Source organism: Paenibacillus vandeheii, assembly GCF_030433635.1.
GTDB lineage: Bacteria > Bacillota > Bacilli > Paenibacillales > Paenibacillaceae > Paenibacillus > Paenibacillus vandeheii.
The window spans coordinates 191,449-218,209 of the sequence record NZ_JAROCD010000009.1; the positions used below are offsets into that span (position 1 = coordinate 191,449).

General features: G+C 45.7%; 24 protein-coding genes. 20 read left to right on the forward strand and 4 right to left on the reverse strand.

Annotation, left to right across the window (positions count from 1 at the left end; genetic code table 11):
• Positions 1 to 58: 58 nt before the first annotated feature.
• Positions 59 to 1,174 (reverse strand): helix-turn-helix transcriptional regulator, encoded by a 1,116-nt coding sequence (locus tag P5G61_RS19270; protein WP_301247995.1) that lies wholly within the window; start codon positions 1,172 to 1,174, stop codon positions 59 to 61.
• Positions 1,175 to 1,303: 129 nt separating this feature from the next.
• On the opposite strand from P5G61_RS19270, the gene P5G61_RS19275 reads away from it, so the two are divergent.
• The 9 genes from P5G61_RS19275 to P5G61_RS19315 all read left to right on the forward strand — a co-directional run bounded on the left by P5G61_RS19275 (position 1,304) and on the right by P5G61_RS19315 (position 12,655).
• Entirely contained in the window at positions 1,304 to 2,011 is a 708-nt protein-coding gene (locus tag P5G61_RS19275) for a class I SAM-dependent methyltransferase (protein ID WP_094936782.1), read from the forward strand.
• A complete protein-coding gene (locus tag P5G61_RS19280) occupies positions 1,995 to 3,089 on the forward strand; it encodes a saccharopine dehydrogenase family protein (protein WP_301247998.1) in 1,095 nt (364 codons plus the stop codon). The genes P5G61_RS19275 and P5G61_RS19280 overlap by 17 nt, the downstream gene beginning before the upstream one ends.
• An 89-nt stretch (positions 3,090 to 3,178) precedes the next feature.
• Positions 3,179 to 3,472: a hypothetical protein gene (locus P5G61_RS19285; RefSeq protein WP_301248000.1), complete on the forward strand. Its 294-nt coding sequence runs from the start codon at positions 3,179 to 3,181 to the stop codon at positions 3,470 to 3,472.
• 86 nt (positions 3,473 to 3,558) lie between these two features.
• Entirely contained in the window at positions 3,559 to 4,851 is a 1,293-nt protein-coding gene (locus P5G61_RS19290) for an amidohydrolase (RefSeq protein ID WP_301248001.1), read from the forward strand.
• A gap of 326 nt (positions 4,852 to 5,177) precedes the next feature.
• Positions 5,178 to 7,142, forward strand: a complete 1,965-nt coding sequence (locus P5G61_RS19295; RefSeq protein ID WP_301248002.1) for an ABC transporter ATP-binding protein/permease — start codon at positions 5,178 to 5,180, stop codon at positions 7,140 to 7,142.
• Between the two features lie 28 nt (positions 7,143 to 7,170).
• Positions 7,171 to 7,839 (forward strand): response regulator transcription factor, encoded by a 669-nt coding sequence (locus tag P5G61_RS19300; protein WP_301248003.1) that lies wholly within the window; start codon positions 7,171 to 7,173, stop codon positions 7,837 to 7,839.
• Positions 7,840 to 7,844: 5 nt separating this feature from the next.
• Entirely contained in the window at positions 7,845 to 9,173 is a 1,329-nt protein-coding gene (locus P5G61_RS19305) for a sensor histidine kinase (RefSeq protein WP_301248005.1), read from the forward strand.
• 277 nt (positions 9,174 to 9,450) lie between these two features.
• Positions 9,451 to 11,286 (forward strand): UbiD family decarboxylase, encoded by a 1,836-nt coding sequence (locus tag P5G61_RS19310; RefSeq protein ID WP_079344240.1) that lies wholly within the window; start codon positions 9,451 to 9,453, stop codon positions 11,284 to 11,286.
• Positions 11,287 to 11,563: 277 nt separating this feature from the next.
• Entirely contained in the window at positions 11,564 to 12,655 is a 1,092-nt protein-coding gene (locus tag P5G61_RS19315; RefSeq protein WP_285076769.1) for an HD-GYP domain-containing protein, read from the forward strand.
• A 121-nt stretch (positions 12,656 to 12,776) separates the two neighbouring features.
• On the opposite strand, the gene P5G61_RS19320 is transcribed toward P5G61_RS19315, so the two are convergent.
• The gene (locus tag P5G61_RS19320; protein WP_301248006.1) at positions 12,777 to 13,169 is read right to left on the reverse strand and encodes a VOC family protein; all 393 of its coding nucleotides are present in this window, start codon (positions 13,167 to 13,169) and stop codon (positions 12,777 to 12,779) included.
• A gap of 109 nt (positions 13,170 to 13,278) precedes the next feature.
• On the opposite strand from P5G61_RS19320, the gene P5G61_RS19325 reads away from it, so the two are divergent.
• Both P5G61_RS19325 and P5G61_RS19330 read left to right on the forward strand, forming a co-directional pair.
• The gene (locus tag P5G61_RS19325; RefSeq protein WP_363325755.1) at positions 13,279 to 13,731 is read left to right on the forward strand and encodes an SRPBCC family protein; all 453 of its coding nucleotides are present in this window, start codon (positions 13,279 to 13,281) and stop codon (positions 13,729 to 13,731) included.
• A gap of 30 nt (positions 13,732 to 13,761) precedes the next feature.
• Positions 13,762 to 13,920, forward strand: a complete 159-nt coding sequence (locus tag P5G61_RS19330) for a hypothetical protein (RefSeq protein WP_173405258.1) — start codon at positions 13,762 to 13,764, stop codon at positions 13,918 to 13,920.
• Position 13,921: 1 nt separating this feature from the next.
• Here P5G61_RS19330 and P5G61_RS19335 read toward each other — a convergent pair whose 3' ends face one another.
• Positions 13,922 to 15,142 (reverse strand): MFS transporter, encoded by a 1,221-nt coding sequence (locus P5G61_RS19335; protein WP_301248009.1) that lies wholly within the window; start codon positions 15,140 to 15,142, stop codon positions 13,922 to 13,924.
• Between the two features lie 242 nt (positions 15,143 to 15,384).
• On the opposite strand from P5G61_RS19335, the gene P5G61_RS19340 reads away from it, so the two are divergent.
• From P5G61_RS19340 to P5G61_RS19350, 3 genes are all read left to right on the forward strand, one after another.
• Positions 15,385 to 15,969 (forward strand): TetR/AcrR family transcriptional regulator, encoded by a 585-nt coding sequence (locus P5G61_RS19340; protein ID WP_301248011.1) that lies wholly within the window; start codon positions 15,385 to 15,387, stop codon positions 15,967 to 15,969.
• A gap of 33 nt (positions 15,970 to 16,002) precedes the next feature.
• On the forward strand, positions 16,003 to 16,254 hold the full coding sequence (locus tag P5G61_RS19345; protein WP_024633797.1) for a hypothetical protein: 252 nt from the start codon (positions 16,003 to 16,005) through the stop codon (positions 16,252 to 16,254).
• A 191-nt stretch (positions 16,255 to 16,445) separates the two neighbouring features.
• The gene (locus tag P5G61_RS19350) at positions 16,446 to 17,420 is read left to right on the forward strand and encodes a D-2-hydroxyacid dehydrogenase family protein (RefSeq protein WP_301248012.1); all 975 of its coding nucleotides are present in this window, start codon (positions 16,446 to 16,448) and stop codon (positions 17,418 to 17,420) included.
• A gap of 144 nt (positions 17,421 to 17,564) precedes the next feature.
• Here P5G61_RS19350 and P5G61_RS19355 read toward each other — a convergent pair whose 3' ends face one another.
• Positions 17,565 to 18,602 carry a LacI family DNA-binding transcriptional regulator gene (locus tag P5G61_RS19355; RefSeq protein ID WP_301248013.1) on the reverse strand — a complete coding sequence of 346 codons (1,038 nt, stop codon included), beginning with the start codon at positions 18,600 to 18,602 and terminating at the stop codon, positions 17,565 to 17,567.
• A gap of 400 nt (positions 18,603 to 19,002) precedes the next feature.
• On the opposite strand from P5G61_RS19355, the gene P5G61_RS19360 reads away from it, so the two are divergent.
• From P5G61_RS19360 to P5G61_RS19385, 6 genes are all read left to right on the forward strand, one after another.
• Entirely contained in the window at positions 19,003 to 20,052 is a 1,050-nt protein-coding gene (locus P5G61_RS19360) for a 2,3-butanediol dehydrogenase (RefSeq protein ID WP_301248014.1), read from the forward strand.
• 279 nt (positions 20,053 to 20,331) lie between these two features.
• A complete protein-coding gene (locus tag P5G61_RS19365) occupies positions 20,332 to 21,642 on the forward strand; it encodes a hypothetical protein (protein ID WP_301248016.1) in 1,311 nt (436 codons plus the stop codon).
• Positions 21,643 to 21,961: 319 nt separating this feature from the next.
• A complete protein-coding gene (locus tag P5G61_RS19370; RefSeq protein ID WP_301248018.1) occupies positions 21,962 to 23,065 on the forward strand; it encodes an NADH:flavin oxidoreductase in 1,104 nt (367 codons plus the stop codon).
• A 444-nt stretch (positions 23,066 to 23,509) separates the two neighbouring features.
• On the forward strand, positions 23,510 to 24,772 hold the full coding sequence (gene nagZ, locus P5G61_RS19375; RefSeq protein WP_301248020.1) for a beta-N-acetylhexosaminidase: 1,263 nt from the start codon (positions 23,510 to 23,512) through the stop codon (positions 24,770 to 24,772).
• Positions 24,773 to 24,847: 75 nt separating this feature from the next.
• On the forward strand, positions 24,848 to 25,552 hold the full coding sequence (locus P5G61_RS19380; protein WP_024633804.1) for a response regulator transcription factor: 705 nt from the start codon (positions 24,848 to 24,850) through the stop codon (positions 25,550 to 25,552).
• Complete coding sequence (locus tag P5G61_RS19385) at positions 25,549 to 26,535, forward strand: sensor histidine kinase (protein WP_301248022.1); 987 nt, start codon at positions 25,549 to 25,551, stop codon at positions 26,533 to 26,535. The genes P5G61_RS19380 and P5G61_RS19385 overlap by 4 nt, the downstream gene beginning before the upstream one ends.
• Positions 26,536 to 26,761 lie beyond the last annotated feature (226 nt).

The window sequence follows — 26,761 nt, forward strand, 5'->3', positions numbered from 1 at the left end:
CGCAAAGATGCCTTGTCCAATCGGACAAGGCATCTTTTTGTACGTCATAATTATGTATTTAAATCGCAGGTTCATTGGACCACTGGAAACGGGATACAAAATACCAGATCAGCTCGCGGCGTGAGGATACATCTGTTTTGGCGAAAATGGATTTTAAATGGTCCTGAACCGTGTAAGCGGAGATGTGCATCGCTTCTGCAATCTCCTTGGAAGAATAACTGCGCAGCACGTAACCCAACAGCTCCCGCTCACGAACGGATAATCCATGACTCTCGGCAAGTAAAGGAAGCAAGTCCTGGGGCATGGCCTGCTCAAGCCTGATCGCAATCTGATCTGGACCTGCGAGCTGTTGCATGCGGCTGGCATGTAGCACAAGGTACCGACCATCCAGAAGCTGAATGCAGACTTTAGAAGGAGAATGATGCAAGGGTCCTTTCGCAACGGCCGAGTCGGTATCTGTACGAATCTGACGCTGCAGGTGCGAACTGACGGCACGGACGGGGCGTGGCAATATATCTGGTCCCACATGCTCCAGCAAACGTAATTGCGATAGCCAATATTGAGCGGGATCGTTCACGGATAAGATCTCGAAAGCGTCCGATGTGATCATGATACCAGGGTCGGAGGGACTTCCGTTCTTGATCTCGTCCATAAGAGTCAGACTTGAGGATCGTAACATCAATGCAATAGAAGGGGTCCATGCCTGGATGCTTAGTCGCTCCTCTTCTGTGAATACCGATTTTCCCGACTTGCGATATAGGGTCAGATACCCCCAACAGGCGCCGCCACTCACCAGTACGGTCCGAAGTTCATCACCGAAACCTGCTGGTTGAAGAATGTTATCATAGCGAGCGCTTGGAATAAGATTTTCGCTAATCGATGCATGAAGGGTTGCTGTATGTTCATTGCTGCGAATCAAATCAGCATACTTATGTATGTCTTCTTCCATGTATTCATTAACGAACAGTTGATCGTGAATCGCCTCAATGCCGTCCTCCGTCACGGCACCCGTGGAGAGGAGGGTCTGTGGATCAACCGTTGTAAAGCAGTAAGCGTCATACGGAACGATGTTCTGGATTTGTTTCAGTACAGCTTCCCGGTAGGTACGCGAAGTCCAGGTTCCTTTTTCGAGAGAAGTAATGAGTCGCTGGTTCCGTTCCATACGTGATGTCATAAAGCCTTCTCCTCTCCGCATGCAGATATCCCAATGTTCTGGGATTGTAAGCTCTATGTATCCTTTTATAATGAAATTAGACGAACGAAGAGTCAAGTCTAACTTGAATCCATGAGGAGTGTAGTATCGATGAACCACAATCAACCACCTATGAGCTGGGATACGGCGGATGAAAACCGTTACGAACAATCAATAGCCCTGAAAATTCCGGGTTATTCTCATATGCATGATCTGATGGAGCGGCTGCTTGCCGCTTCTATCTCAGGTAACAACGAAGATGAAATACTGATTGTTGGAGCAGGGGGAGGCAAAGAATTGGCTCTGCTTGGAACTCGCCATGCAGGATGGACGTTTACTGGAATAGATCCTTCCGAGCCGATGCTTCAATTAGCAAAACGAAGAGTCCAAGAAGCAGGTGTCGTCGCCAGAGTGCAGCTTAAATCCATGACAATTGAAGGGTTGCCGGAGGAGGAGATATACGACGGGGCAACAAGCATGCTAATGCTGCATTTTATTCAGGGGATGGAGTCCAAAAGAAGATTCTTGTCCAACCTTGCAGCCAGACTGAAATCTGGGGCACCACTTATTATTGCAGCAGTGAATGCCGATCTTCATTCGCCTGTATATCCAACCATGATGCAAGCCTGGCAGGATCACATGTTAAGTAATGGTATTCTGCCTGAAGAATGGGAGCAGTTTGCCGCTTCTCTTGGCCGAGAGTCGGACCCCATCTCATCTGAACAGATGATAGAGCTTTTGGCAGAATGCGGATTCTCCCATATTACACGTTATTTCGGAGCATTCTGGGTGGAGGGATATTATGCGAAACGAATCTAAAGTTTCTGTGAAAGACCAGATTTGGGTTGTTGGCGGATATGGTCAAGTGGGGCAAATGATATGTACAGAGCTGGCACGCTCGTTTCCGGGCAACGTATGGGCGGCAGGTACGCGGATGAACCGGGCTGAAGAATTCAGTCGATCTACAGGAGGTATAGTCCAGCCGCTTCAACTGGATGTACGAAAAGCGATTGATCCTGCTCTGCTTCAATCCGTCAAACTGGTGATCATGTGTGTGGACCAGACGGATACCCGGTTTGTGGAGGCTTGTGCCAAATCAGGCACAGATTATATTGATATTTCGGCCAATGATGATTTTCTGAGTCAGGTCGAACAGTTACATACCAAAATGCAGCGTTTCAAAGCAACAGCCATGCTCAGTGTGGGATTGTCGCCAGGTGTGACCAATCTGCTTGTGCGCGAAGCTGGAACCCATATGGAGCAAGTGGACGAAGCCGATATTACCGTCATGCTGGGACTGGGGGAGAAACACGGGAAAGCCGCGGTGGAGTGGACTGTGGATCAGATGAATGCCACGTATCAGGTTATGAAAAAGGGTAAACCAGCCGAAGTGCAAAGCTTTCACGATGGGAAATGGATTGATTTTGGTGCAGACCTGGGTCGCAGGAAAGCGTATCGGTTTAACTTTTCGGATCAGCATGTCGTTGCGCGTACACTTCGTATTCCGACGGTGTCCACCCGGTTATGTCTCGATTCACGTTGGATAACCAGTTCCATGGCGATCTCGAAACGAATAGGACTGTTCAAACTGCTGCGTATTCCCTCACTTCGAAATGGTACGGTCAAGGCTTTTGGGGTTATTCCCGGAGGGGAGCCGATGTTCGCAGTTAAGGTAGATGCAGTAGGTTGGACAAAGGGCAAGCCAATCCATGTCGAACAGCTGCTGGTTGGCAAGCGTGAAGCAGATGCAACAGCAGCCGTTGCTGCGGCAGTAGCAGAGAGAATGTATCGGACGGAACTGCCGCATGGTGTTTTCCACATTGAACAGTGCCTTTCCTTGCAGGATATTCAGGATGCACTTCGTTTTCCATTGAATGTAACAACGGAAATCAGCTAAAACATAAATGTTGATGGATCATTTTTTTGCTCACGCGCTCTGATCTGCTATGATGGAACAAATAATCATGGCTAGAACGGAGGGAGATCATGAACTGCATTGCTGTATTGCCTTATTACAAAATACAGAGAGAAGTGACGGGTCTCGCACAGGAAGTACTGCAGAGCGATCGGTCCATGATTCTGTATTCGGACAAGATTGTAACGAAATACCGCGAGTTTAATATTACGGAAGTGTTCGACATGTCTTTTCGGAGAATGGGCAATGAAGGTGGCTTTTTTTATCTCCACACGAGCACGGGAGTCTACCCTTATCTGGTCAATATAGATCCCAAGCCTTTTATCCAAACGTTCAGAACAATGACAACTCAAAAATTAACTTAACCTTAACCTTGACCTTGCCGTTACGTGAAGGCTTATCCTCGGATTTGGAAGTATGGCAATCCAAACCTAGAGGAGTTGTGAAACGAATGCGCATGTTAATCCAACAAGCCACAATCTTAACCATGAAAGACAGCGATTCCCCCTTTACGGGGGATATTTGCATTGTAGGCGACCGTATCGCAGAGATTGCTCCCCACATTCAGCCTCAACAGGGTGATGACATTATAGACGGTAAACTTAAACTGGCAATGCCGGGCCTGATCAATGCTCACCAGCATACACCTATGAGTCTGTTACGAGCATTTTCGGATGATCTGAAGCTTATGGACTGGCTTGACCGTAAAATGCTGCCCGCAGAAGCACGAATGACTCCCGAAGACATCTACTGGGGAGCACAATTATCCATCGCAGAGATGATCCGTTCAGGAACGACAGCTTACGCTGATATGTACATTCACATGAATGAAATTGCAGAAGCGGTAACGGAAACCGGTATTCGGGCATCGCTCACACGCGGCATGGTGTTCGTAGAGGATGATGGAGGACGCAGATTACAGGAAGCGGTGGATTTGGTTCAACGTTGGTCTGGCAAGGCTGAGGGCCGAATTACGACGATGTATGGCCCGCATTCTCCCTATACTTGCCCAGTAGAGCCTTTAAGGGAAGTAATTGAAATGGCCGAGCAGGAAAACGTACCCATCCACATTCATCTGGCTGAGACCAAAGAAGAAGTTGTAAAAATTCGTGAGCACTATGGCATGACACCTACGGAGTATTTGCAGGAGGCGGGCATGTTCGAACGTGCACACGTATTGCTCGCCCATGGTGTACACCTGAATCGAAGGGATCTTGGCAGGCTGAAAGGCATGCGTGGAGGAGTAGCACACAATCCGGTCAGCAATCTGAAGCTGGGCTGCGGAATCGCTCCGATCACCGAGATGATTTCACAGGGAATTAACGTGGGTCTTGGAACCGATGGAGCAGGAAGTGCGACAACCGTCGATATGTTTGAGGAGATCAAGGCTGCGACCTGGCTGCAGAAGTTGGATTATGGTGATCCCACCCGGTTGCCGGCCAAAGCAATTCTCCGAATGGCTACCCGCGGAAGTGCAGAACTCCTAAATATTCAGCACGATGCAGGGGTTCTGGAAGTTGGACGCAAGGCCGACCTGATTCTGATTGATCTGAAGAAACCGCATTTGCAGCCTGTTCACGAGCTGGAATCCTTGCTTGCATACAGCGTGAATGGTGCCGATGTAGATACAACCATTGTGAATGGTCGTGTGCTGATGAGAGGCAGGCAGCTGCTAACGATTAATGAGGAGGAACTTTTCCATCAGGTACAGGTTCGAGCAAAGCGTATTGTTGAGGGGATATAGTGTCACAGCCGGACTGTTCTGAATGTAGTTCAAGCAGACCGTTTAAATCAACACCATGTTATTAAATGATGAACGCTTTTAAGTAAAACAAACAAAAAAACAATCAGACTGAGTCCTTAAATAGGGCTCAGTTTGCTTTGCTTACATATTGATTTTGACACCTTCAATGATTTGAAATATTCAACTTAAGTCACTGCAGGTGTATTTTCTTTGCCAGGCAGACGCCAATTGTCCAGTTCATTATCAGTTCACACAAATTTGTTAGAATGTGAAAAGTAAATCAAACCAATAGATAGAGTGTATGACTTGGAGAGGAAGAGATCAAGATGACCCTATTAGAAGTTAAACATGTGAAGAAATCATACACGTTGTATGGTAAGGAAAAGGTTCCCGTGCTCCATGATGTAAATTTGAGTTTTGAGACAGGAGAATTTGTCTCGATCCTTGGTGAATCGGGTTGCGGAAAATCGACCCTTATGAATATTATTGGTGGAATGGACTCCGATTTTGAAGGGGATATTCTCGTTCGTGGAAAGAACCTAAGTGCCATGACTGAGAAGGAAATGGATGATTATCGGAAGAATAATATCGGTTTTGTGTTTCAAAATTTCAATCTGATTCCACATCTGTCTGTGCTTGAAAATGTTACGATCGCTATGCAAATGACGGATACAAGTGAGAAGGAACGGAATAAGCGCGCTATAGATATTTTGACCGAGGTTGGACTGAAAAATCATTTGAATAAACGCCCTAATCAGCTGTCGGGTGGTCAGAAACAAAGGGTATCCATTGCGCGCGCATTATCAAACAATCCAGACATTATTTTGGCCGATGAGCCAACAGGAGCACTGGATAAGGAAAATGGAGATCAAATCCTGGCTTTACTGGACAGTATTGCGCAAAAAGGGATGCTGGTCATTGCCGTAACTCACTCGCAGAAAGTAGCTGATTCCGGTACACGTATTGTGAAGGTAGAGGAGGGACGGATTAAGGATGATATTCATTTAAAAGATCGTTCCTTGACGACCTATGAGGGTAGTAATGGGACTTCCAGAAACCTGGGCTTATTCGCTTCTTTCAAAATGGCTCTCCAAAATATGAAACTCAACGGCAAGCGTAATGTACTGGTAGCATTGGGTGGATCGATAGGTATTTTAAGCGTACTCCTGATGTTATCCTTGGGAAATGGAATTACGAGTTATATGAATAACGAAATTAATGCAAGCATGGACCCATTACTCGTGGACATCACTAAACCGAGTGAAGAAGCAAGCGACCTGCGCGGCCCGGAAGCTCTGATGGCAACAGGACAGGCATTTACGGATGCTGATATCGAAACCATTCGTAGTCTTCCGAATGTGGATCATGTGGAGACGATTACCTCCGTGGATGGAAAATCGACTCTGGTGTATGAAGAACAGTCGGAGGGACTCACTCAGTTAACGACCCTTACAGATGCTTTTGATAAAGAAACGATTACGGCAGGAACTTTTCCAGAAGGCAATCAAATTCTGTTACCATTAAAAACGGCGAATAAATTAAGTGGAAATGATCAACCTGATTCTATGATAGGCAAATCCATCCATCTATATATTAATGAAATGGATGCTAACCACAAACCGATCATTTTAGAAAAAGAAGTTACGATCTCCGGTATCTATGAAGCGGCGGGTCAACAAACACCGATGCAGCAGACTCCAGGGTATCTTCCTTCACAGACGCTGGAACAGATGTACACTGATAATGGAATGACCATTGGCCCGATTCAAGTTAATGCTTATGCAACCGATATGAAATATGTGAATGATATTAATGCCGCAGCTGTGGATGCAGGTTTCTCAGGCTCCCAAACGGCCAAAATCATGGAGCGTATCACGACCTACGTAAGCATGGCTACAATTGTTCTGGCTGGCATTGCCGGGATTTCATTAATCGTATCAGGGATTATGATATTGGTGGTGCTGTACATTAGTGTAGTGGAACGGACGAAGGAAATCGGAATTCTTCGAGCGATTGGAGCAAGGAAAAAGGATATTAAGCGAATATTCTTTTCCGAATCTGCCTTATTAGGTATATTCAGTGGTGTTATTGCCGTTATCCTTGCAGCGATCATCAGCTATGTGCTAAACATCTTCCTGGACAATGCTTTTGGAGCAAAATTGATTAATTTATCTGGATATTATATCGTGTTTGGCGTCGCTGTAAGTACACTAATCAGTATCATTGCGGGTTTGATGCCTTCATCCAAAGCTGCCAAGCTGGATCCAATGGAGTCCTTACGATATGAATAAATAAGATTATTGAAAGGATAATAGATGAATGAACACGATTCTTGTGGTTGATGATGATTCCCATATCCGCAAATTAATTCGTATATACCTTGAAACGAATCAGTTTTCCGTAGTGGAAGCGCCGGATGGTCAAGAAGCACTGAACATCCTATCTCATACGAAAATTGATTTGGTGATTGTCGATGTGATGATGCCACGTGTTGATGGTATTGAACTGACCGAAGATATTCGATCTTATATGGATATTCCCATTCTGATGGTGACGGCAAAAGGAGAATCCAAGGATAAAGTCAAAGGATTTAATGCAGGGTCAGACGATTATTTAGTAAAACCTTTTGATCCTGTAGAATTAATCTTGCGTGTGAAATCTTTAATGAAGAGATACAACAAGGTATCCTCGAATGTGATTCATATAGGTGGTGTAACAATTGATCTAAGCAATTTGACAGTTGCTGCAGGAGCGCATACGGTTGAATTGAAAAAGAAGGAATGTGAATTGTTGTTTGCTTTGGCGAGTCTGCCAGGGCAAATATTCACACGCACACAGCTTATAGAAGATATATGGGGACTCGATTATGAAGGTGATGAGCGTACCGTTGATGTGCATATTAAAAGGTTAAGAGAACGGCTGGAACCCATCCCGGAACTGATTATTTCGACGATCAGAGGACTGGGATATCGTCTGGAGCTTGTATGAAAATAGTGAGTAAAAGCCTGCGCTTACGAATCGTAGCTACCTTTATTGGTATTGTGATCATCAGTTTGATTCTCTCCTTCATACTAAACATGAGACCTCAGGAAAAGACACCGAATCATACTCTGGTTACTATTGCCGAAGATATCGCTGCGATGATAAACCTGATCGATGATCCGGAAAAGGTGAAAACAGGCTTGAATATTTTTTCGCGATACGGTTTGAACATAAATGCTGTGAATGAACAAAGTGAAGTGCTGGCTTCCTTTTCGGATGGTAAAGTTCATAAATTATTCGACGAAAATACCACGGAAGCGTTTATACTTTCCAATAAAGATGAAACAGCGGTCGTTGGTGTTCCCAGGCTGAATGCTGACAAAGATGCGCTCCTGATCACAATTAATTTTTCATCGATTTTTCATAATGTGAAACGAACACTATTGATATCGCTATTAACTGTTCTAGTTATAGGAAGCTTATTAATCATGTTTATGTCTGGGTACATTGTGAAACCTATTAAAAGACTAACCGCTGCGGCCAAGAAAATGGCATCAGGCGATCTAACAGTACGGTTGAAACATCATAATCAGGATGAGTTTGGTGAGCTGATGGAGAGCTTTAATCACATGGCTAGTGAGCTGCAGAAAATAGACTCGGTTCGGGATGATTTTGTCAGTAACGTCTCTCATGAAATGCAGTCTCCACTTACATCGATTAGAGGATTTACAAGAGCGCTGCAAGATGGTGTCATTCCGCTGGAAGAGCAGAAAGAGCATCTGGATATCATCTATGAGGAAACATTACGCCTGTCCAGGCTTAGTGATAATTTACTCCGGTTAGCCTCACTTGATTCGGAGCATCATCCGTTTAATCTCACCACATTCCAATTAGATGAACAATTAAGAAGAACGATTGTATTAGCGGAACCTCAGTGGGCGCGCAAAAATATCAAGATTGAATTGGATCTATTGCCTTGTGAAATCACGGTGGATAAAGATCTGTTTGAGCAGGTCTGGCAGAATCTAATGAACAATGCTATAAAATATACGGGTCCTGATGGGTGCATCCATGTTGAAATCGAGAAGTCTACTTCATTCGTGAAGGTAACGATTAGAGATTCAGGACAAGGAATACCGGAGGAAGCCCTTCCGTATATTTTCGATCGATTTTATATGGTGGACAAAGCACGGAGCAGCGCTCTAAGAGGGAATGGATTAGGGCTTTCCATCGTAATTAAAATTTTGAAATTGCATGATTGTACAATAGATGTGGAGAGCAGGGTTGGAGAAGGAACGCAGTTTACGGTTACGATCCCCAGACCTTCGACTACACCATAAGTAAGTCAATTAGCAATATTGAAGCAATTGTGGTCCTTATGAATACTGGACTCGGGTTGCCTAAATATTGCTTTTTGGTGAGTGCTTCGTGACAAATTGTATATATTGTTTTGTTAAGCAGCAGATCATTTGATAATATAGAAGAGACGCTAGAATCAATCATTTTTTTAGGTGAAAAGTAGACAAGGTAGATCCAACGTTATATTCAACCCGCTACTTCACACCTATGTGAATATATGAACATAATTATTGATTATACAAAGAATGGAGCCATCCAATGAAATATCGCAATATGGAAGATTGCATTAACGATCTGGAGCAGCATGGACATTTGATTCGAGTGAAGGAAGAAGTGGACCCTCATTTGGAGATGGCAGCATTACATATGAAAGTACATGAGGCGAAAGGCCCAGCATTGCTTTTCGAAAATGTGAAAGGCTCGAAGTTCCAGGCCGTTTCGAACCTGTTCGGTACGCTGGAGCGAAGCAAATTCATGTTCCGTGGAACGCTTGAAGGCGTACAACGTGTCATGGCTGTCCGGGACGATCCAATGAAGGCACTCAAAACGCCATTTCAGCATATCAGCACAGGCCTTGCCGCCTGGCAGGCTCTGCCCAAGCAGAAGTCGATCAGTCTGCCAGTAACCGCACAGGAGATTCAGATTTCGGATCTGCCATTAATCAAGCATTGGCCCATGGATGGCGGAGCATTCGTTACGCTGCCTCAGGTCTATTCCGAGGACCCGGACAAGCCAGGCATCATGAACTCCAATCTGGGTATGTACCGTGTACAGCTAAGTGGAAATGATTATGAACTGAACAAGGAAATTGGACTTCACTACCAGATCCATCGCGGAATCGGAATTCATCAGGCCAAAGCTGTCAAAAAGGGAGAACCCCTGAAAGTGAGCATTTTCATCGGAGGCCCTCCGGCACATACTCTCTCTGCAGTGATGCCTTTGCCTGAAGGACTCAGTGAGATGACTTTCGCCGGGCTGCTTGCCGGGCGTCGCTTCCGTTACAGCTATAAGGATGGATATTGCATCAGCAATGACGCCGATTTTGTCATCACGGGTGATATTTACCCGGACGAGACGAAGCCTGAAGGACCGTTTGGCGATCATCTGGGATATTACAGTCTGACGCATCCGTTCCCGTTAATGAGAGTGCATAAAGTGTACGCCAAGCCGAATGCGATCTGGCCCTTTACCGTGGTGGGGCGTCCTCCGCAAGAGGATACCGCATTTGGGGATTTGATTCACGAAATTACGGGTGATGCCATTAAACAGGAGATTCCAGGGGTAAAAGAAGTCCATGCAGTCGATGCAGCAGGGGTTCATCCGCTTCTGTTCGCGATTGGCAGTGAACGTTATACGCCGTATCAGACGGTAAAACAGCCAACAGAGCTGCTGACGATTGCGAGTCGTATTCTGGGTACAGGCCAGCTCAGTCTGGCGAAGTACTTGTTTATCACAGCAGAGGATCAGCAACCCCTGGATACACATCGGGAAGTGGAATTCCTGACGTATATCCTCGAACGAATGGATCTGCAGCGGGACATTCATTTCCATACCAATACAACGATTGATACGCTGGATTACTCGGGAACCGGATTGAACAGCGGCAGTAAGGTTGTATTTGCAGCCTACGGGGACAAGATCCGGGAGCTGTGCCGGGAAGTACCGGAGACATTGAAAGATATTCGAGGTTATAACAATCCACAGCTCGTGATGCCAGGAATTGTTGCTGTTCAGGGTACGCCGTTCACCAGTTATGCGGATACAGAACAGGAAATGAAGGCATTAACAGACATGCTGAAGGAAAAAGGAGATTTGTCCTCCTGTCCAATGATCGTATTATGTGACGATAGCTCTTTCCTGAGTGTGAATCTCAGCAATTTCTTGTGGGCGACATTTACCCGCAGTAACCCGTCTCATGATATGTACGGTGTAAATAGCGGCTACAACTATAAACATTGGGGCTGCGACCAGATCATTATCGATGCCAGAGTGAAGCCTCATCAGGCGCCACCGTTAATTCCGGACCCATCTGTTGAGAAGAGTATTGAACGCTTTTTTGTACAGGGAGCGAGTCTGAGTTCGATCAAAATATAGTGAAATTCAATAAAAGCCCAAACATTTTTTTGGGCTTTTTGGTTATATATGTGTAAAACAAGATGCCAGTTATCTTAATACGGATTCAAACCGGGACTTTTTTGAAAATGGGAGTGAGAATAAAGTCTTATACGTTCGTATTTCCTTTTGTGATTAAGGTCGTTTGGACTATGGAGAAAAAGAAAGATTATATCGATATAAAGTAGTATAGGGATTTATAGGACCCGATCTAACGGGTACTGTTGACTATAAATGATTGTTCAGGGGGAATACCGATTTGAGAATCCATATTATGAACCTGCAAGATGGAGACCGTCTGACTGCGGATACTTTCAGCGAAGCGGGATTACACGTTCTGGGTCAGGGTACTGTGATCAAAAGTGAAGATATCACCTTGCTGATGCAGCACCGCGTGGACTATGTGGATATTGAACCACGCGAGGAAGAGATCACGGAAGCGGAATTCTTTGCTGCTGCGGCAAAATTTGCATCTGGAGCAAGCACAAGCACCAAGGAAGAACCGCCTGAAGAAGAAATGAAATCCCAATTTATACAAACCGTACATAACTATCAATCTGCATTTCTCGAAGCGCTGACTGTAGGCAAGTTCAACGCAACAATGGTGGATGATGCACTTCAACCAATGGTGGAGGGACTGGACGAGCAAAAGGATGTCGTACATCTCCTGATGATGCTGGAACGGGATGATGTCAATAACTACACACATTCCATTCAGGTTGGACTATTGTCATTTTACCTGGCCAACTGGCTTGGTTATTCTCAAAAAGAGAGTTACCAGATCAGTCGTGGTGGCTATCTTCATGATATTGGCAAGTGCAAAGTATCCCACCGGATTCGCAACAAGACGGAACCGTTAACCGCAGATGAACAGCTTGAATTGCAGCGTCATACGATCTATGGGCATGATATTATCAAAAGCTCCATGACGGATGAAGCCACTGCGCTGGTAGCTCTTCAGCATCATGAACTGGAGGATGGTACCGGTTATCCGATGCAACTTAAAAAAGAAGAGATTCACCCATACACACAGATCGTATCTGTCGCCGACATATACATCGGGATGAGATCCGGCAGTCACGGAACCAGCAATCCGAATCTGATCAACAACCTGCGCGATATCTATGCGATGGGATTTGGCAAATTGAATGAGAAGCCGGTTCAGGCCTTGATGCAGCATCTGCTTCCTAATTTTATTGGTAAACAAGTGCTTCTGAGCAACGGCGAGCGGGGCGTGATTGTCATGAACAATACATCCGATATTTTCAAACCACTGATCAAGGTGGAGTCGGAACAATATCGTGATCTGTCCAAAGAGCGCACGCTTGCCATTAATGAGTTAATCATCTGAGTTTGAAAATAATTGAATTCATACGCAAAACGGGCCTCCTGTACGATCACAGGGGACCCTTTTTTTATCCTACCCCTGACGTTGTTCTTCGTGGGGACCAGGAGTATACTTTGCAAAGACCTTAATTTTCCTTTTTAGGCAGATTGAGCTGCCAGTTCACGCCATAACGGTCCTGGACCCAGCCAAACTGCTGACTGACGGGGGATGCAGCCAGCGGCATCAATACCTCTCCATCTGTGGATAAGGCTTCGAACAGCCGGGTAAGCTCGTCGGTCGTTTCGCAGTTGACAAACAATGAGATGGCTGGCGTAAATGCGTGGTAAGCGCTAGTATTGTCGATCGCCATAAAGGTCTGCCCGTTCAGTGTAAATATGGCATGCAGAACTTTGCCGTTATCCTGATAAAACATATGCTGAATGGCCGAATCAGCAAACAAAGAAGTGTACCAGCGAATAGCTTCCTCCGCTTGTCCGGAGAACATCAGAAATGTTGTGATTTTGGATGACGCATTCATGAATTATATACAACTCCTTTCAGTGATTATCAATAGGTTGCAGAGTGGACGAACCGCCTATTCATTCATTGTAACGGAAGCGTAAAAGGAGAGATAGTCCTTGATTGAAGTGGTAACCGAGATTACAATATATGCCCCCATTGAGCGATGCTTTGACTATGCAAGGGATATTGATATTCATACCCGGACGGTCTGGAAACATACCCGTGAGCGGGCTATAGCTGGTGTTACAACGGGAAAAATTGGCGAAGGCGATACGGTAACTTTCGAAGCAAGCCATTTCGGGATAAGGCAGAAGCTGACTTCCCGGATCGCCGAGTACAATCGGCCGCATCTTTTTGTGGATCAGATGGAGAAAGGCGCCTTCAAGAGCATGAGACATGAACACAGCTTCAGTAAGCTTGGCGAGCAGACCACTTGTATGAGAGACACACTGAGATTTGAAGCTCCTCTTGGTGTTCTGGGATGGGTTGCAGAGCGTATTGTACTCAAGAGGTACATGCAGGCTTTCCTGGAGAGTCGAAATTTGAAACTTAAGGCGTTGCTTGAGAGCCACAGGTAGAGCCGATCTGTTAAGAGGAGATGATAGGTGATGGATAACGAATACGTTGTAGGTTGGGGCACGCTTGCCCTTATTAATGCCGGACTTGCTCAGGGAAAAAACAGAAGTGGACGTAACTGGTTTCTGATTTCCCTGTTATTTGGTCCGTTAGCCACTCTGTTTATCGTGGTGTGGAATAAGCTGGATTAATTTAGTGACCCGTATTCCGATGGATGTAACGATCAAAAACCCAGAACAGAAGCGCAGCGGCACTAACGCCTGCACCCAGCCAACAAACACCAGTCCAACCTGCCCAGGCGTACACTTGAGTGGAAGCGATGGAGCCGGTAGCACTGCCTATCGAATAAAAGATCATGTAGGCGCCCGTTAAGCGGCTCTGCGCCTCAGGTCGAACTTCATAGATCAAGCTCTGGTTGGTGACATGCACGGCCTGCACGGCAAGGTCCAGCATAATTACCCCGGCTATAAGCAGCCATAAAGAGTGGTGAACATAGCCTATGGGCAGCCAGGACAAAAGCAATATTACAAGGGCGACGCCCGTTGTCTTTTGTCCAAGTCCCCGATCAGCCAGTCTTCCTGCACGTGCAGCAGCCAGCGCGCCAGCAGCTCCCGCGAGACCAAAGGCTCCAATCGCAGTATGTGACAAGGAGAAGGGTGCAGCACTTAGGGGTAAAACCATGGAAGTCCACAAGGTGCTGAAGGCTGCGAAAATCAACATGGCGAGAACGCCGCGTACGCGAAGAACAGGCAGTTCACGGTACAATTGCAGGACAGAAACGATCAATTGGGTGTAGCTTAGTTTTTCTCGCTCCGGTTCGTGTTTGGGGAGTACGAGAAACAGGGCGATAATCCCCAGTAATGTCAGGCTGGCAGAGAAGAGATAGACCGATCTCCAGCCAATCCAATCATTTAAGGTACCTGCAATGGTTCGCGCCAGCAATATGCCGATGACAATCCCGCTAGTGACCAGACCGACAATGCGCCCTCGTTCAGACGGTGCAGCGAGGGAGGCGGCAAAGGCAACGAGTGTTTGAGTAATGACGGCGAGCAGCCCGATAGCTGCCATTCCAATGAATAAAATTCGGCTGGATGCTGAGGTACCGACCGCAATCAGGGCGATTACGGATAAAAGCATCTGGATGATGATCAGTTTGCGTCGATTCAATAGATCACCAAGGGGAACGAGTAATAGCAACCCGAGGGCGTAACAGACCTGGGTTACGGTGATAACGATCCCAATGGATGAATGAGCGAGACTGAACTCCGCAGCAATGGAGTCGAGCAAAGGCTGGGCATAATAAATATTGGCTACCGCCAGTCCGCTGCAAAGGGCAAATAGTAGCGCCACAAGCCGGGACATGCTCGGACGTCCTTCGTTGGAGGGATGCGTTAGATAAGATGGATTTTGCATGAATGATTCACCTTTCCGTATTTCGAATGTGGTACGTTAGGAGCGGAATGAATACTGTTGGATTAAAATATACTGATCAGTACATTATGATTCGGAATAAACATACTTCATGCTTTGAGATGATGTCAAGAGTTGAAGGGATAAGACTATATTCTTTTTAGTATATTGAGATGGGTTTGACATGGGAATTCAGTATAGCTTAGAATTGTTTTATACTGATCGATACACAAAGAGGTGAATGTGTGGTTAGACAACGGGAATTTGATACGGATAAGGCATTGGAAGCAGCAATGCAGACATTTTGGGATAAAGGATTTGAAGCGACATCCTTAAGTGATCTGACGACGTCCATGGGTATTCAGCGTCCCAGTCTATATGCGGCTTTTGGTGACAAAAAGGAATTGTTTGAAACGGCACTTCGCAGGTATACGACTTTGCATGCCGCTCAGGTCAGATCCAGACTTCAGCATACATCCTCTGTAAAAGAGGCCTTCCGTGCATTGTTTGAACATATTGGAGCTGAAGGGGATGTAACAGATCCTCGTCACGGCTGTTTTTGCATCAATACGATGGTTGAACTGGCTCCGCATGATCCTAAATTGGCTGTTCTTACACGTGAGCACCAGATGTATCTGGCGGCGATTTTCAAGGAGACGATTGAACGGGGACAGGAAACCGGGGAATTGTCTGATGATCTTGACGCATTTGCGCTCTCCAAGTCGCTGGTTGTGTCGATGATTGGATTAACCGTTATGATGAAATCGGAGCCGGACCGTTCATTTGTACAGCAGAGTATAAAGGTTACGTTATCGTTGCTTGAGGCATAAGGGAAGGATTTCTTTTATAGAAGGGGTGTTCATATGGAACGTTATTTTCATAGGATCTACCTTGTCGTTTTATACATTATCGGTGTGCTGCTAACGACATACGGCGGGCTGGGGATCATTGAGTTCAGTTTGATTGTGATTGGCATACTTGCTTTTATTGCTATCGTGGGTTCCCTGACAGAGAATGATCAATCGAAACTGGATAAAATGTTCTGGAAAATACGGTCTTTGTTTCAAGTGGCGATTGCGATTCTCATTACGGCGCTGCTTTTTAAACTTTTTTGAACGGTTAGCAAGAGCGGGAGCCTACTCCTGCTTTTTTTTGTGTCTGAGGGCATTGGGCAGATGGGGGCTGAGTTGATACAATACAGATAGGGTATAGATTAAATTAGGAATGTATATTATGAGTTACATATGCGGGGTAACATTTTCAAACATTGTTCAATGATGCACATATATGAGGAGGAGATTCAACCATGCAGACGAAGTTGCGTTGTGCCATATTGGATGATTATCAGAATGTTGCCCTTTCTTCAGCGGATTGGACTCCGATCCTGGATCGGGTTGAGGTTCAGACGTTTAATCATTACCTAGGATCAGAAGAGAAGGTTGTTCAGGAACTGCGGGATTTTGAAGTGATTGTGTTGATGCGTGAACGTACACCTTTCCCTGAATCCGTGATCACTCAATTGCCGAAACTCAAGCTTCTGATTACAAGCGGCATGCGTAATGCCTCCATTGACCTCCAGGCTGCGGAAACAAACGGTGTCATCGTCTGTGGCACGGAAGGAAGCTTCAATCCACCCACAGAACTGACATGGGCGCTTATCCTGGGCCTGTCCAGACAGTTGGTGACCGAAAATAACGCGCTGCGTTTGAACCGAAACTGGCAGAGTACAGTGGGCATGGACTTGTATGGAAAAACATTGGGACTGCTCGGCTTAGGCAAGATTGGCAGCCGAATGGCACAGATTGCACAAGCCTTTGGCATGAAAGTAATCGCCTGGAGTGAGAATTTGACACAGGCAAGAGCAGAGGAACAGGTAGTCCAATGGGCAGAGACCAAGGAACAACTCCTAGAACAAAGTGATATTGTCTCCATCCATCTGGTGCTCAGTGACCGCACTCGTAATCTGATTGGACGAGCCGAGTTCCAACGAATGAAAAATACCGCTTTATTAATCAATACGTCTCGTGCAGGCATTGTGGATCAAGAGGCGATGGTCGAGGCTTTACAGAATGAGTGGATTGCTGGGGCAGGTCTCGACGTATATGAACAGGAGCCTCTTCCTGTAAATCATATCCTGCGCACATTGCCTAATCTCTTGGCAACGCCGCACATTGGTTACGTGACTCAAGGCAACTATGCTATTTATTTTAACCATACTGTAGAAGATATTGAGATGTTCCTGAAGGGGACACCGATTAGACAACTGCTTCCGAAAAAGTGATTGCTCTTAGGTGGGGCTGAGCTAAAAGTGCGTGGGTGAAGATGAAAAAAAGGTGTTTCTCAGGACTGAAATTCATTCCTGGAGAACACCTTTTTTTGTGTTATTCGAATGTTGTCCAATAGATCCGTGTCTTCACGACAACGCTTAGGCGTGTGGTCCTTGTGAAGATGAGCGGATCATGGCAACACTGGACTCGCGCACAATTAACCTTGGCTCGAATTGAATATGCTCGTAATCGGTGGTACTCATCTCTCGAATTCGCTTTAACAGCAATTCCGTTGCAAGTCTGGCCACTTCTTCGCCCATAATCGAGACTGAACTGATCTGCGGAGACGAAACGGTTGTAAATTGGTTGTTGTCAACGCCCACAACAGCAATATCTTCGGGCACACGAACGCCCAGTTCTTTAAACCGATTGACCAATCCGATGGCAACCATATCATTAATGGCGTATACGGCATCCGGCATGTGAGTCAGCCCATGAAAATAATCTGCTGCATTGGCTCCCGTATTCAATGAAAAATCTTCTCCGAAATAAACGAGGGAGATATCTACATGACCTACAGCCTTCTCATAAGCCCGATAACGTTCCTCGATAATGTCTTTAGGGGCACCGGCGTAGGCGATGCGGGTCCGCCCAATTTTAATCAGATGTTCCATGACCAGTTTCCCTTCGGGTTGTGAAAGAGAAACGACATCTGCTTTCATGCCAGGCTCCAGCTTTTTACCGTAATTAATCATGGAAATGGGAAGGGGAGCTTTATCAATTAAGCTAGGCAATGTTTTGGGATAGGCCAAAGGCATGAAAATAAGCCCGTCCACGTGCAGTTTTTTGATGTTACGAATGGTTTCCAGTTCCGTTCTTGCATTGCCCGCCGTATTGATTTGGACCACATGATAGCCATGCTGCTTCGCTGTTTGTTCAACAGACCAGGAAATCTCGGGAATAATGGCGTTGCGTATGTCAGGTACAACCAGTGCAATCTGATGCGTCTGGCGTATTTTTAGACTCTGGGCAGAGGTATTGGGGACAAAACCAAGCTCCTCAATGGCCTGCATGACTTTCTCACGTGTTTTGCTGCTGATACCTTCCGAGTTGTTGATGGCTCTGGAGACGGTAGCGATGCCTACACCTGCAAGTTCTGCAACGTCCTTGATCGTAACCTTCTGATCTTTATTCACGTTTAGTTAACCTCACTTCAATCGGAAACGATTCCGAATTTTGAAAATATGTACAAATGGAATGACAAAACTATACCTTGATTATAACATTTGAGCCAACAAGTATCCTGTGAATACGATTGAAAGATCATAGTTGTTTATTGTTCCAGAAGAGTTGATTATTCCTTTTGAAAAAAAGTATCCAAAAAATCTGGGGATAATAGCGCTTGGAAGGTTGTTCTGTCATCGGAGTGGCAGGTGTATTGAAGGCTGGCTTTATCCCAGAATTATCGGCGTAAAATTCATAATATAGACATAAGTGTGACAAATTATGTTTGACAGTCTATTTAAAATGTGACATATTTGATTTACGGAAACGTTTCCGATTATATCAAAACTTATGATCTGGGAGATGAAACAAATGAAAGCATTACGTTGGCACGGAGTAAAAGATTTGCGTCTCGAAAATATTGATGAACCCCGCCCTGAACAGGGAAAGGTTAAAATAAAAGTGGAGTGGTGTGGAATCTGCGGCAGTGACTTGCACGAGTACACTGCTGGCCCGATCTTCATTCCGGCTCAAGCACCGCATCCGCTAACAGGGGAACAAGCACCTGTTGTGATGGGGCATGAGTTTTCAGGACAAGTCGTTGAAGTAGGCGAAGGCGTGACACGTTTTCAGGCAGGTGATCGCGTTGTGGTTGAACCGATCTATGCATGCGGTCATTGTGAAGCCTGCAAGCAAGGAAAATATAATTTATGCGATCAGATGGGTTTCTTGGGCCTTGCTGGGGGAGGCGGAGGTTTCTCGGAGTATGTAACGGCTGAGGAAAATATGGTACATGCCATTCCGGATTCCATCTCGTACGAGCAAGGAGCTTTGGTGGAACCTTCCGCAGTAGCTCTTCATGCTGTGCGTCAGAGCAAACTGAAAGTCGGCGACACTGCGGCTGTTTTTGGTGCGGGTCCTATCGGTTTGTTGGTTATTGAGGCGCTGAAAGCTTCTGGTGCATCGGATATTTATGTCGTGGAATTATCCGAGGAACGTAAAGCCAAAGCGGAAGAACTTGGCGCTATCGTTATTGATCCTGCACAATATAATGTTGTGGAAGAAATTCATGCACGGACCCAAGGTGGTGTGAACGTAGCTTATGAAGTGACCGGTGTTCCACGGGTACTGCAGCAAGCGATTGATTCAACACGTATTGGTGGTGAATTGATGATCGTCAGCATTTTTGAACAGGAAGCACCGATTCTGCCAAACTCCATTGTCATGAAGGAGCGTACGGTCAATGGCATTATCGGTTACCGTGATGTATTCCCGGCTGTCATTAGTCTGATGGCTAAAGGTTTCTTCCCTTCAGACAAGCTGGTAACCAAACGAATTAGCCTGGACGAAGTGGTAGAGCATGGATTTGAAGCACTGCTCAAAGAGAAAAACCAGGTTAAAATTCTGGTGAAAGCAGAGTAAATTCCAGGCCAATAACATCAGAATATAATAGAGTGGAAGTCAGCAAAAGGAGATAGGCAACCCAGTTGGAGTGCAACTGGAGCTGATGCTCAATTAGCAGGCATGCACTTGAATTATGACGAATAGACAACGCATCTCCGGATGCGATTGTCTATTTTTTTTGCACAGATCGGGCGGAATTTGTTGCAAGTAGGTTTCGTTTTACATAATATGAAAAGATACAATTTGTATCATTTTGATGTAAAGGTGTTATCTCATAAAATGAAGGAGGAAGCGGACATGCAGAGGAATACGAAATGGGCAGCTGTGATTTTGACCCTCGTTGCAGGTATGGGGTGGCTGCTTATGGGCAATTCGAAACCCAAGAATGATACTGTAACAGAGCAGCCGACTGCCGAGCGGATGCTTGCCAAGGTGTCCAATGCGGCTATCACATCCGCCGATGTGACGTCCAAGATCGAGCTGCTTGGAAGGCCTTTTAAGAAAGCGCCTTATGCCAACAATGTCTGGGATTTGCAATTGTACAGAGGAAAAATATATATGGGGCATGGGAACAGCAGTAATTTAGGTGTTTCACCCAATGCGGGCCCAATTCCGGTCATTTATTACGACACAGCCACTCCCAAATTTGTAACCCAATCCGTTACGAATAGAAATCCGAGCATCGTTCCTTCGACCAAAAAGTTTGTGGATGAGGAACAGATTGACATTTACAAAGTGCTAAATGACAAATTGTATATTCCCGGAAATGATTCGGATGGTGAGCAGTGGGATATGGGGAACTTCTACCGATTGGATGGAGATGTTTGGACAAAATATCGTAATCTGCCGCTGGGTGTACATGTATACGATTTGGCGTCCTATCAGGGCAAACTATTTGCAGCGCTGGGTACCGAGAAGAAGCCTACCGTATTAATTTCTCATGATCAAGGTGAAAGCTGGCAAAAATTCGCCACCATCAATACATTTGGCTTCAGGGCGTATACGCTGTTTGAAATCAAGGGCAAATTATATGCATCCGGCATGATGTATCCTGCCAATAATATTTGGGGCGATAAAACGAATATATTAGAGATTAATGAGAAGCTAGAAAAGAAAGACGTGCTGGTCTATGGCAGCAAAATGCTACCGGGGTTATCCTATCAAACTGGCACAGTTCCGTATAATAAAATAGGGAAAAATATTAATTTCAAAAATAAGCTGCTCTATATTGCCGGAGGGGTATTCAATGACGGGCAGCTGTTACCCAAATCCTTGAATATCATGACTGATATTAATCAGGCAAAGCGCGTCATTTTGCCGGATACCCAGGCCCTTCCTACTGATCTGCTGCTGCGAGATGGTAAAGTCTATGTGCTTACCTACACACGCAAAAGTGCGAATCTCTATATAAACCGCGTATATCAATCGACGGATCTAAACACATGGAATGAAATTCTCCGTTTTAACCAGGACACGTATGCCAGGTCTTTCGAAGAACACGAAGGTGATTTCTACTTTGGGCTAGGAACGGACCCCGATGTTCTATCCACTTCATCTGGCAAATTGCTAAGAGTTAATCGCAATGATATCCCTGTTAATGCTAATTAAACGAAAGGAAGATTATGGATATTATATACTATGCTGCATCCGCATTTTTGGTTACAGCGAGGGCAATTTAGTTATAAGTAGGGCAGGGCCGAAATGGTAGAACTTCTTAGAAGAAGCTACATCGAACTTGCTCTATTTTTGTGTTCAAAAGGCCATTAATTTCTTTTTTTCAAAAATTTGAAAATAAAAATCAGAAACTATAATATAGAAAGAAGATATCTTAATCGACTCGCTAAAACATCTGTGGTAGTTATACAGAAGCATGTGCAAGAACGTGTACATGTTTTCTTCCAATCTGATCGAAAAGGAGCAATGCACAATGAATGTGCCGTCAGCTTTGTTTAAACCATTTACCTCGGACAAGCTCACCCTGTCCAACCGGATCGTCATGGCGCCCATGACTCGTGGATTTTCACCCGAAGGCGTACCCGGGCCAGAGGTCGTGGATTACTATCGTCGCAGAGCAGCCGGAGGTGTAGGGCTGATCATTACCGAAGGAACAGGGATTAACCACCCTTCATCCGTTAGTGGCGCAAGCATTCCGCTGTTCCATGGCGATGAGTCACTGGAGGGTTGGGCGAATGTAGTCAAGGCAGTCCATGCGGCAGGTGGCAAAATCATGCCACAATTATGGCATGTGGGCACAGCTCGCCGTTCGGGCGATCTGCCTAATGCAGAAGCGGAGCCAGTAGGTCCATCGGGACAAAGTATGGCAGGTGAACCGGAGAGAGAACCTTTGTCAGAGGACGAAATCAAGGGTCTTATCCAGGCGTATGCACAGGCAGCGGCCGATGCACAGCGCATCGGTTTCGATGGTATTGAGCTTCACGGAGCTCATGGTTACCTGATTGATCAATTTTTCTGGGAACACACCAACCGTCGTACGGATAAGTACGGAGGCGATCTGGTGCAGCGCACGCGTTTTGCTGTCGAAGTTATTGAAGCATGTCGCGCTGCTGTAGGTCCTGACTTTCCGATCATTCTTCGTTTCTCTCAATGGAAAATGGGAAACTATGACGCACGTTTGGTGGAATCACCAGAACAACTGGAGCAGTTCCTTGCTCCTCTGACGGCTGCAGGCGTAGATATTTTCCATTGCTCAACACGTCGTTTCTGGCTGCCGGAATTCGAAGGCTCAGAGCTGAATCTGGCAGGCTGGACACAGAAAATAAGTGGCAAACCGGCGATCTCTGTTGGATCGGTAGGGCTTGAAGCGGAATTCGTGGATCGAGCGAACGAAAACCAGGGGGCTGGCGATGCTCACCTGGATCAATTGAACGAGAAAATGGAGAAAAATGAATTTGATTTGATCGCATTGGGGCGTGTACTGTTGAGTGATCCGGAATGGCCGAACAAAGTTCGCGAAGGACGCCAGTCCGAAATCATACCCTTTACAACAGAAGTGTTGCAAACACTCTATTAAGAGAACTTTCAGAAAAGGATTGTAAGAACAAACGCCAATGGCAACGAAAACTGAAAACAAACGTGAAGCCGCCGAAGGGCGGCTTTTTCAACCTTCCTTCAATAATAATTTCATCATATGAAAAATTCACAATAGAAAACCGTTTTTCGCACCGCAGTCACCTTTTCTCATTTGCTCCAATCACACACGCCCAAAGTAATAACGCCAAAAAGTACCACACTTTAACCCCAAAAGGGAATTTTTTTCGTTATTCCGACTACATTAACTTTATTTGTGCGCGAGCTGTCTCCATTTTGAAAATGAAGCACCTTATGATAAGGTTATGCCTGAACCACATTCAGGCTGAATGACAACAACGCTTAAGGAGGATGACTATCCTTGTATATCCATAATCGCAATTCAAAAAACAAACACATAAACAGGCTTAAAATGTTGTTCCTGCTATTGGGAATAGTCCTGCTCTTATCCGCATGTGGGCAGTCTCAGAAGCCTTCCTCGTCAGAGCAGAGTAACCATAATACCGGAACGAAGACAGATGCGAATTCAAACGCAGGCGCAAATGATCAGGATGATCAGCAGAATACAGTGCCGCCGCAGGAAGAGAAAGATCCGGTACAAGAGCAGCTCAATCAATTGTCTTTGGATGAGAAAGTCGGTCAGATGATTCTCGCAGGTGTTCAAGGGACTACTTTGGATGCTCAAGCCAAACAGATGATTACGGATCAGAAGGTGGGAGGCATTATTTTCTATGCCAATAACGTCTCGACTCTTCAAGAGACAGCGAAGTTCGTGCAATCCATTAAGGATGCCAATCGTTCCAATCCGGTTCCAATCTTCATGAGTGTGGATCAGGAGGGTGGCAAAGTGAGTCGTATGCCGGAAACGGTAGAGTCTATTCCTTCCAATGGGAAAGTGGGTAAGACGAAAGATGCTGATTTGGCTGAAACGATGGGTAAATTGTTGGCAAGACAAATTCAGCTTGTTGGCTTTAACGTTGACTTTGCTCCAGTGCTGGATATCAACAGTAATCCGAATAACCCGGTAATTGGGGATCGTTCATTTGGAAGCTCAGCCAGTCTGGTGTCGCAAATGGGTATAGCCGAGATGAAGGGGCTGCGCAGCGAAGGAATTATTCCTGTAGTGAAGCATTTTCCGGGTCATGGGGACACGTCGGTGGATTCCCATCTGGATCTGCCTGTCGTGAACAAAACAGAAAAGCAGCTTGCCGAGCTCGAATGGATTCCGTTTGAAGCTGCGGTGAAGGAACAGGTAGAAGCGGTTATGGTAGCTCATATTCTGTTTCCGAAACTCGATCCCGACCATCCGGCCTCCTTGTCGGATGTCATCATTGGTCAGCATTTACGTGGCAAATTCAAGTATGACGGTGTGGTCATCACAGATGATCTGAGCATGGGCGCAATCGCGAAAAATTACAAGCTGGACGATGCCGCCGTGGCTACGGTTCAGGCAGGGAGCGATATTCTGCTGGTAGCTCACAGTTATGAGAGTGCCAAGACTATTTTTGATACGTTGAAGAGCGCGGTGAAGTCAGGGAAGATTTCCGAATCTCGCATTGATGAAAGTGTCTATCGAATTCTGGCGTTGAAACAGAAGTATAACTTGTCTGATGAGAAGCAGTCGTCTGGAGATTTGAAGCAGCTGAATGCTGACATTCTGGATTGGCGCAAGCAGGTCGATGCCCGATAGTACCCACCTGTGTTATGATTTTGGAAAGAGAATCGCATATTCCATTATGACACGTTAGAGGTGAGACCTTTTTTTATGTATACAATAATGATTATTGAAGATGACCCGAAGATTGCGGGTCTTCTCAAATCCCATATCGAGCGATATGGAGACCGGGCTGTAACGGTTGAGGACTTTGAACAGGTTGTCCGGCAATTTGAACAACTGAAGCCTCATGTTGTGCTGCTGGATATCAACTTGCCAAGTTACGACGGATTCTACTGGTGTCGACAGATTCGCTCCATCTCCACTTGTCCAATCATTTTCATCTCGGCCCGGAGTGGCAAGATGGATCAGGTCATGGCCCTTGAGAACGGTGCGGACGATTATATTACGAAGCCGTTCGAGCATGAAATTGTCATGGCCAAAATTCGTAGTCAGCTGAGGAGGGTGTATGGCGATTATGCTGCAAGTCATGAAGAACGCAAGGTGGAATTGGATGGACTGACGGTCTATCTGGAACGGTTGGAGATGCAGTTAGGTGACCGTAAGATACAACTGACCAAGAAAGAAACCATTTTGCTGGAGACGCTGCTGCGGCGCAGTCCCAAATTGGTTAGCCGCGAAACCATTTTGGAAAAGCTGTGGGATGATTCCTTTGTGGATGATAATACACTTAGCGTGAATGTGACCCGAGTGCGTAAACGATTGACTGAGCTGGGAATTACGGATGCGCTGGAGACGGTACGAGGTTCGGGTTATCGACTCAACAGTAATTGGAAGGCATCGTCGCCCTCATGAAATTGTTTATCAAAGAACATATTGTACTGACCTGTTGGGTAATCGTTGTGCTTCTTACTGTGGTTGCAGTCTTCTGGTACGACGGCTATGACCACTGGTTAACGGCCACGTATGCGGTATCTCTAGGGTTTTGCCTGTACGCAGGTTATCTCATTTATCGTTATCTGTCCCATCGCATGTTTTATTCCCGGATGTCCCAACGAATGAATGATTTAAAAGAATTTGTTCCACTGAATGAGCCCGCACCTTTGCCGCAGGCTCTGGCGGAACTGCTGGATTCGCAGTATGGTCATTACCATGCCCATTTGCATCGTTTGGAACAGCGGCAGCAGGAATACCTGACATTTATGAACCAATGGGTACATCAGATGAAGACACCGTTGTCCGTCATTGAACTGACGGTTGAGGACCAGGAGGATGAAGATCCACGGTTCATTAGCATTCGAGAGGAAGCAGACCAGATGAGGCGGGGCTTGGAAACCGTGTTGTACGTGGCGCGGCTGGAGACATTTGAACAGGACTTCATTGTGGAGCCGGTATCACTCAAGGCTGCCGCAGAAGAGGCCATTCATGAACTGAAACGGTTCTTCATTCGTAACCATGTGTATCCCGAGATGGAAATTAACTCTGCGTTAATGGTCCACTCGGATGCCAAGTGGATTCGGTTTGTCCTCGTACAGCTGTTATCCAACGCCATCAAGTACTCTTCTGGCAGCCATGGGCAAAAGGTCACCATTCAGGCTTACGAATCCGCACGGTCCATCATCCTTGAAGTGAAGGATCAGGGTGTGGGGATTCCAAAGTCTGATCTTAACCGTGTATTCCAGCCTTTCTTCACGGGAGAGAATGGACGTCATTTTAAAGAATCCACGGGTATGGGACTGTATATTGTAAAGGATGTACTGACACGGATGAATCATCGAATTGATCTGGCATCGGTTCAGGGAGAAGGGACAACCGTAACCATTACATTTGAAACATGAAAACTATATCAGCAGGATGCAAAACAAAACGGGAAGACGTCTGGTACCCCTCAACAGGTATCGGCGTCTTTCTCTGTTCTACATAGAAGAGGGCTTTTTTAATCATGAGTGATAACGTAACCTTACAATAATGTCATGAAGATGAAAGGTTAATCCATAGGAGAATAGTCGAAACTTCGATAGACTGAAGTCAGAAAGTAAGAGAACGACATCAATTGGCAATGAT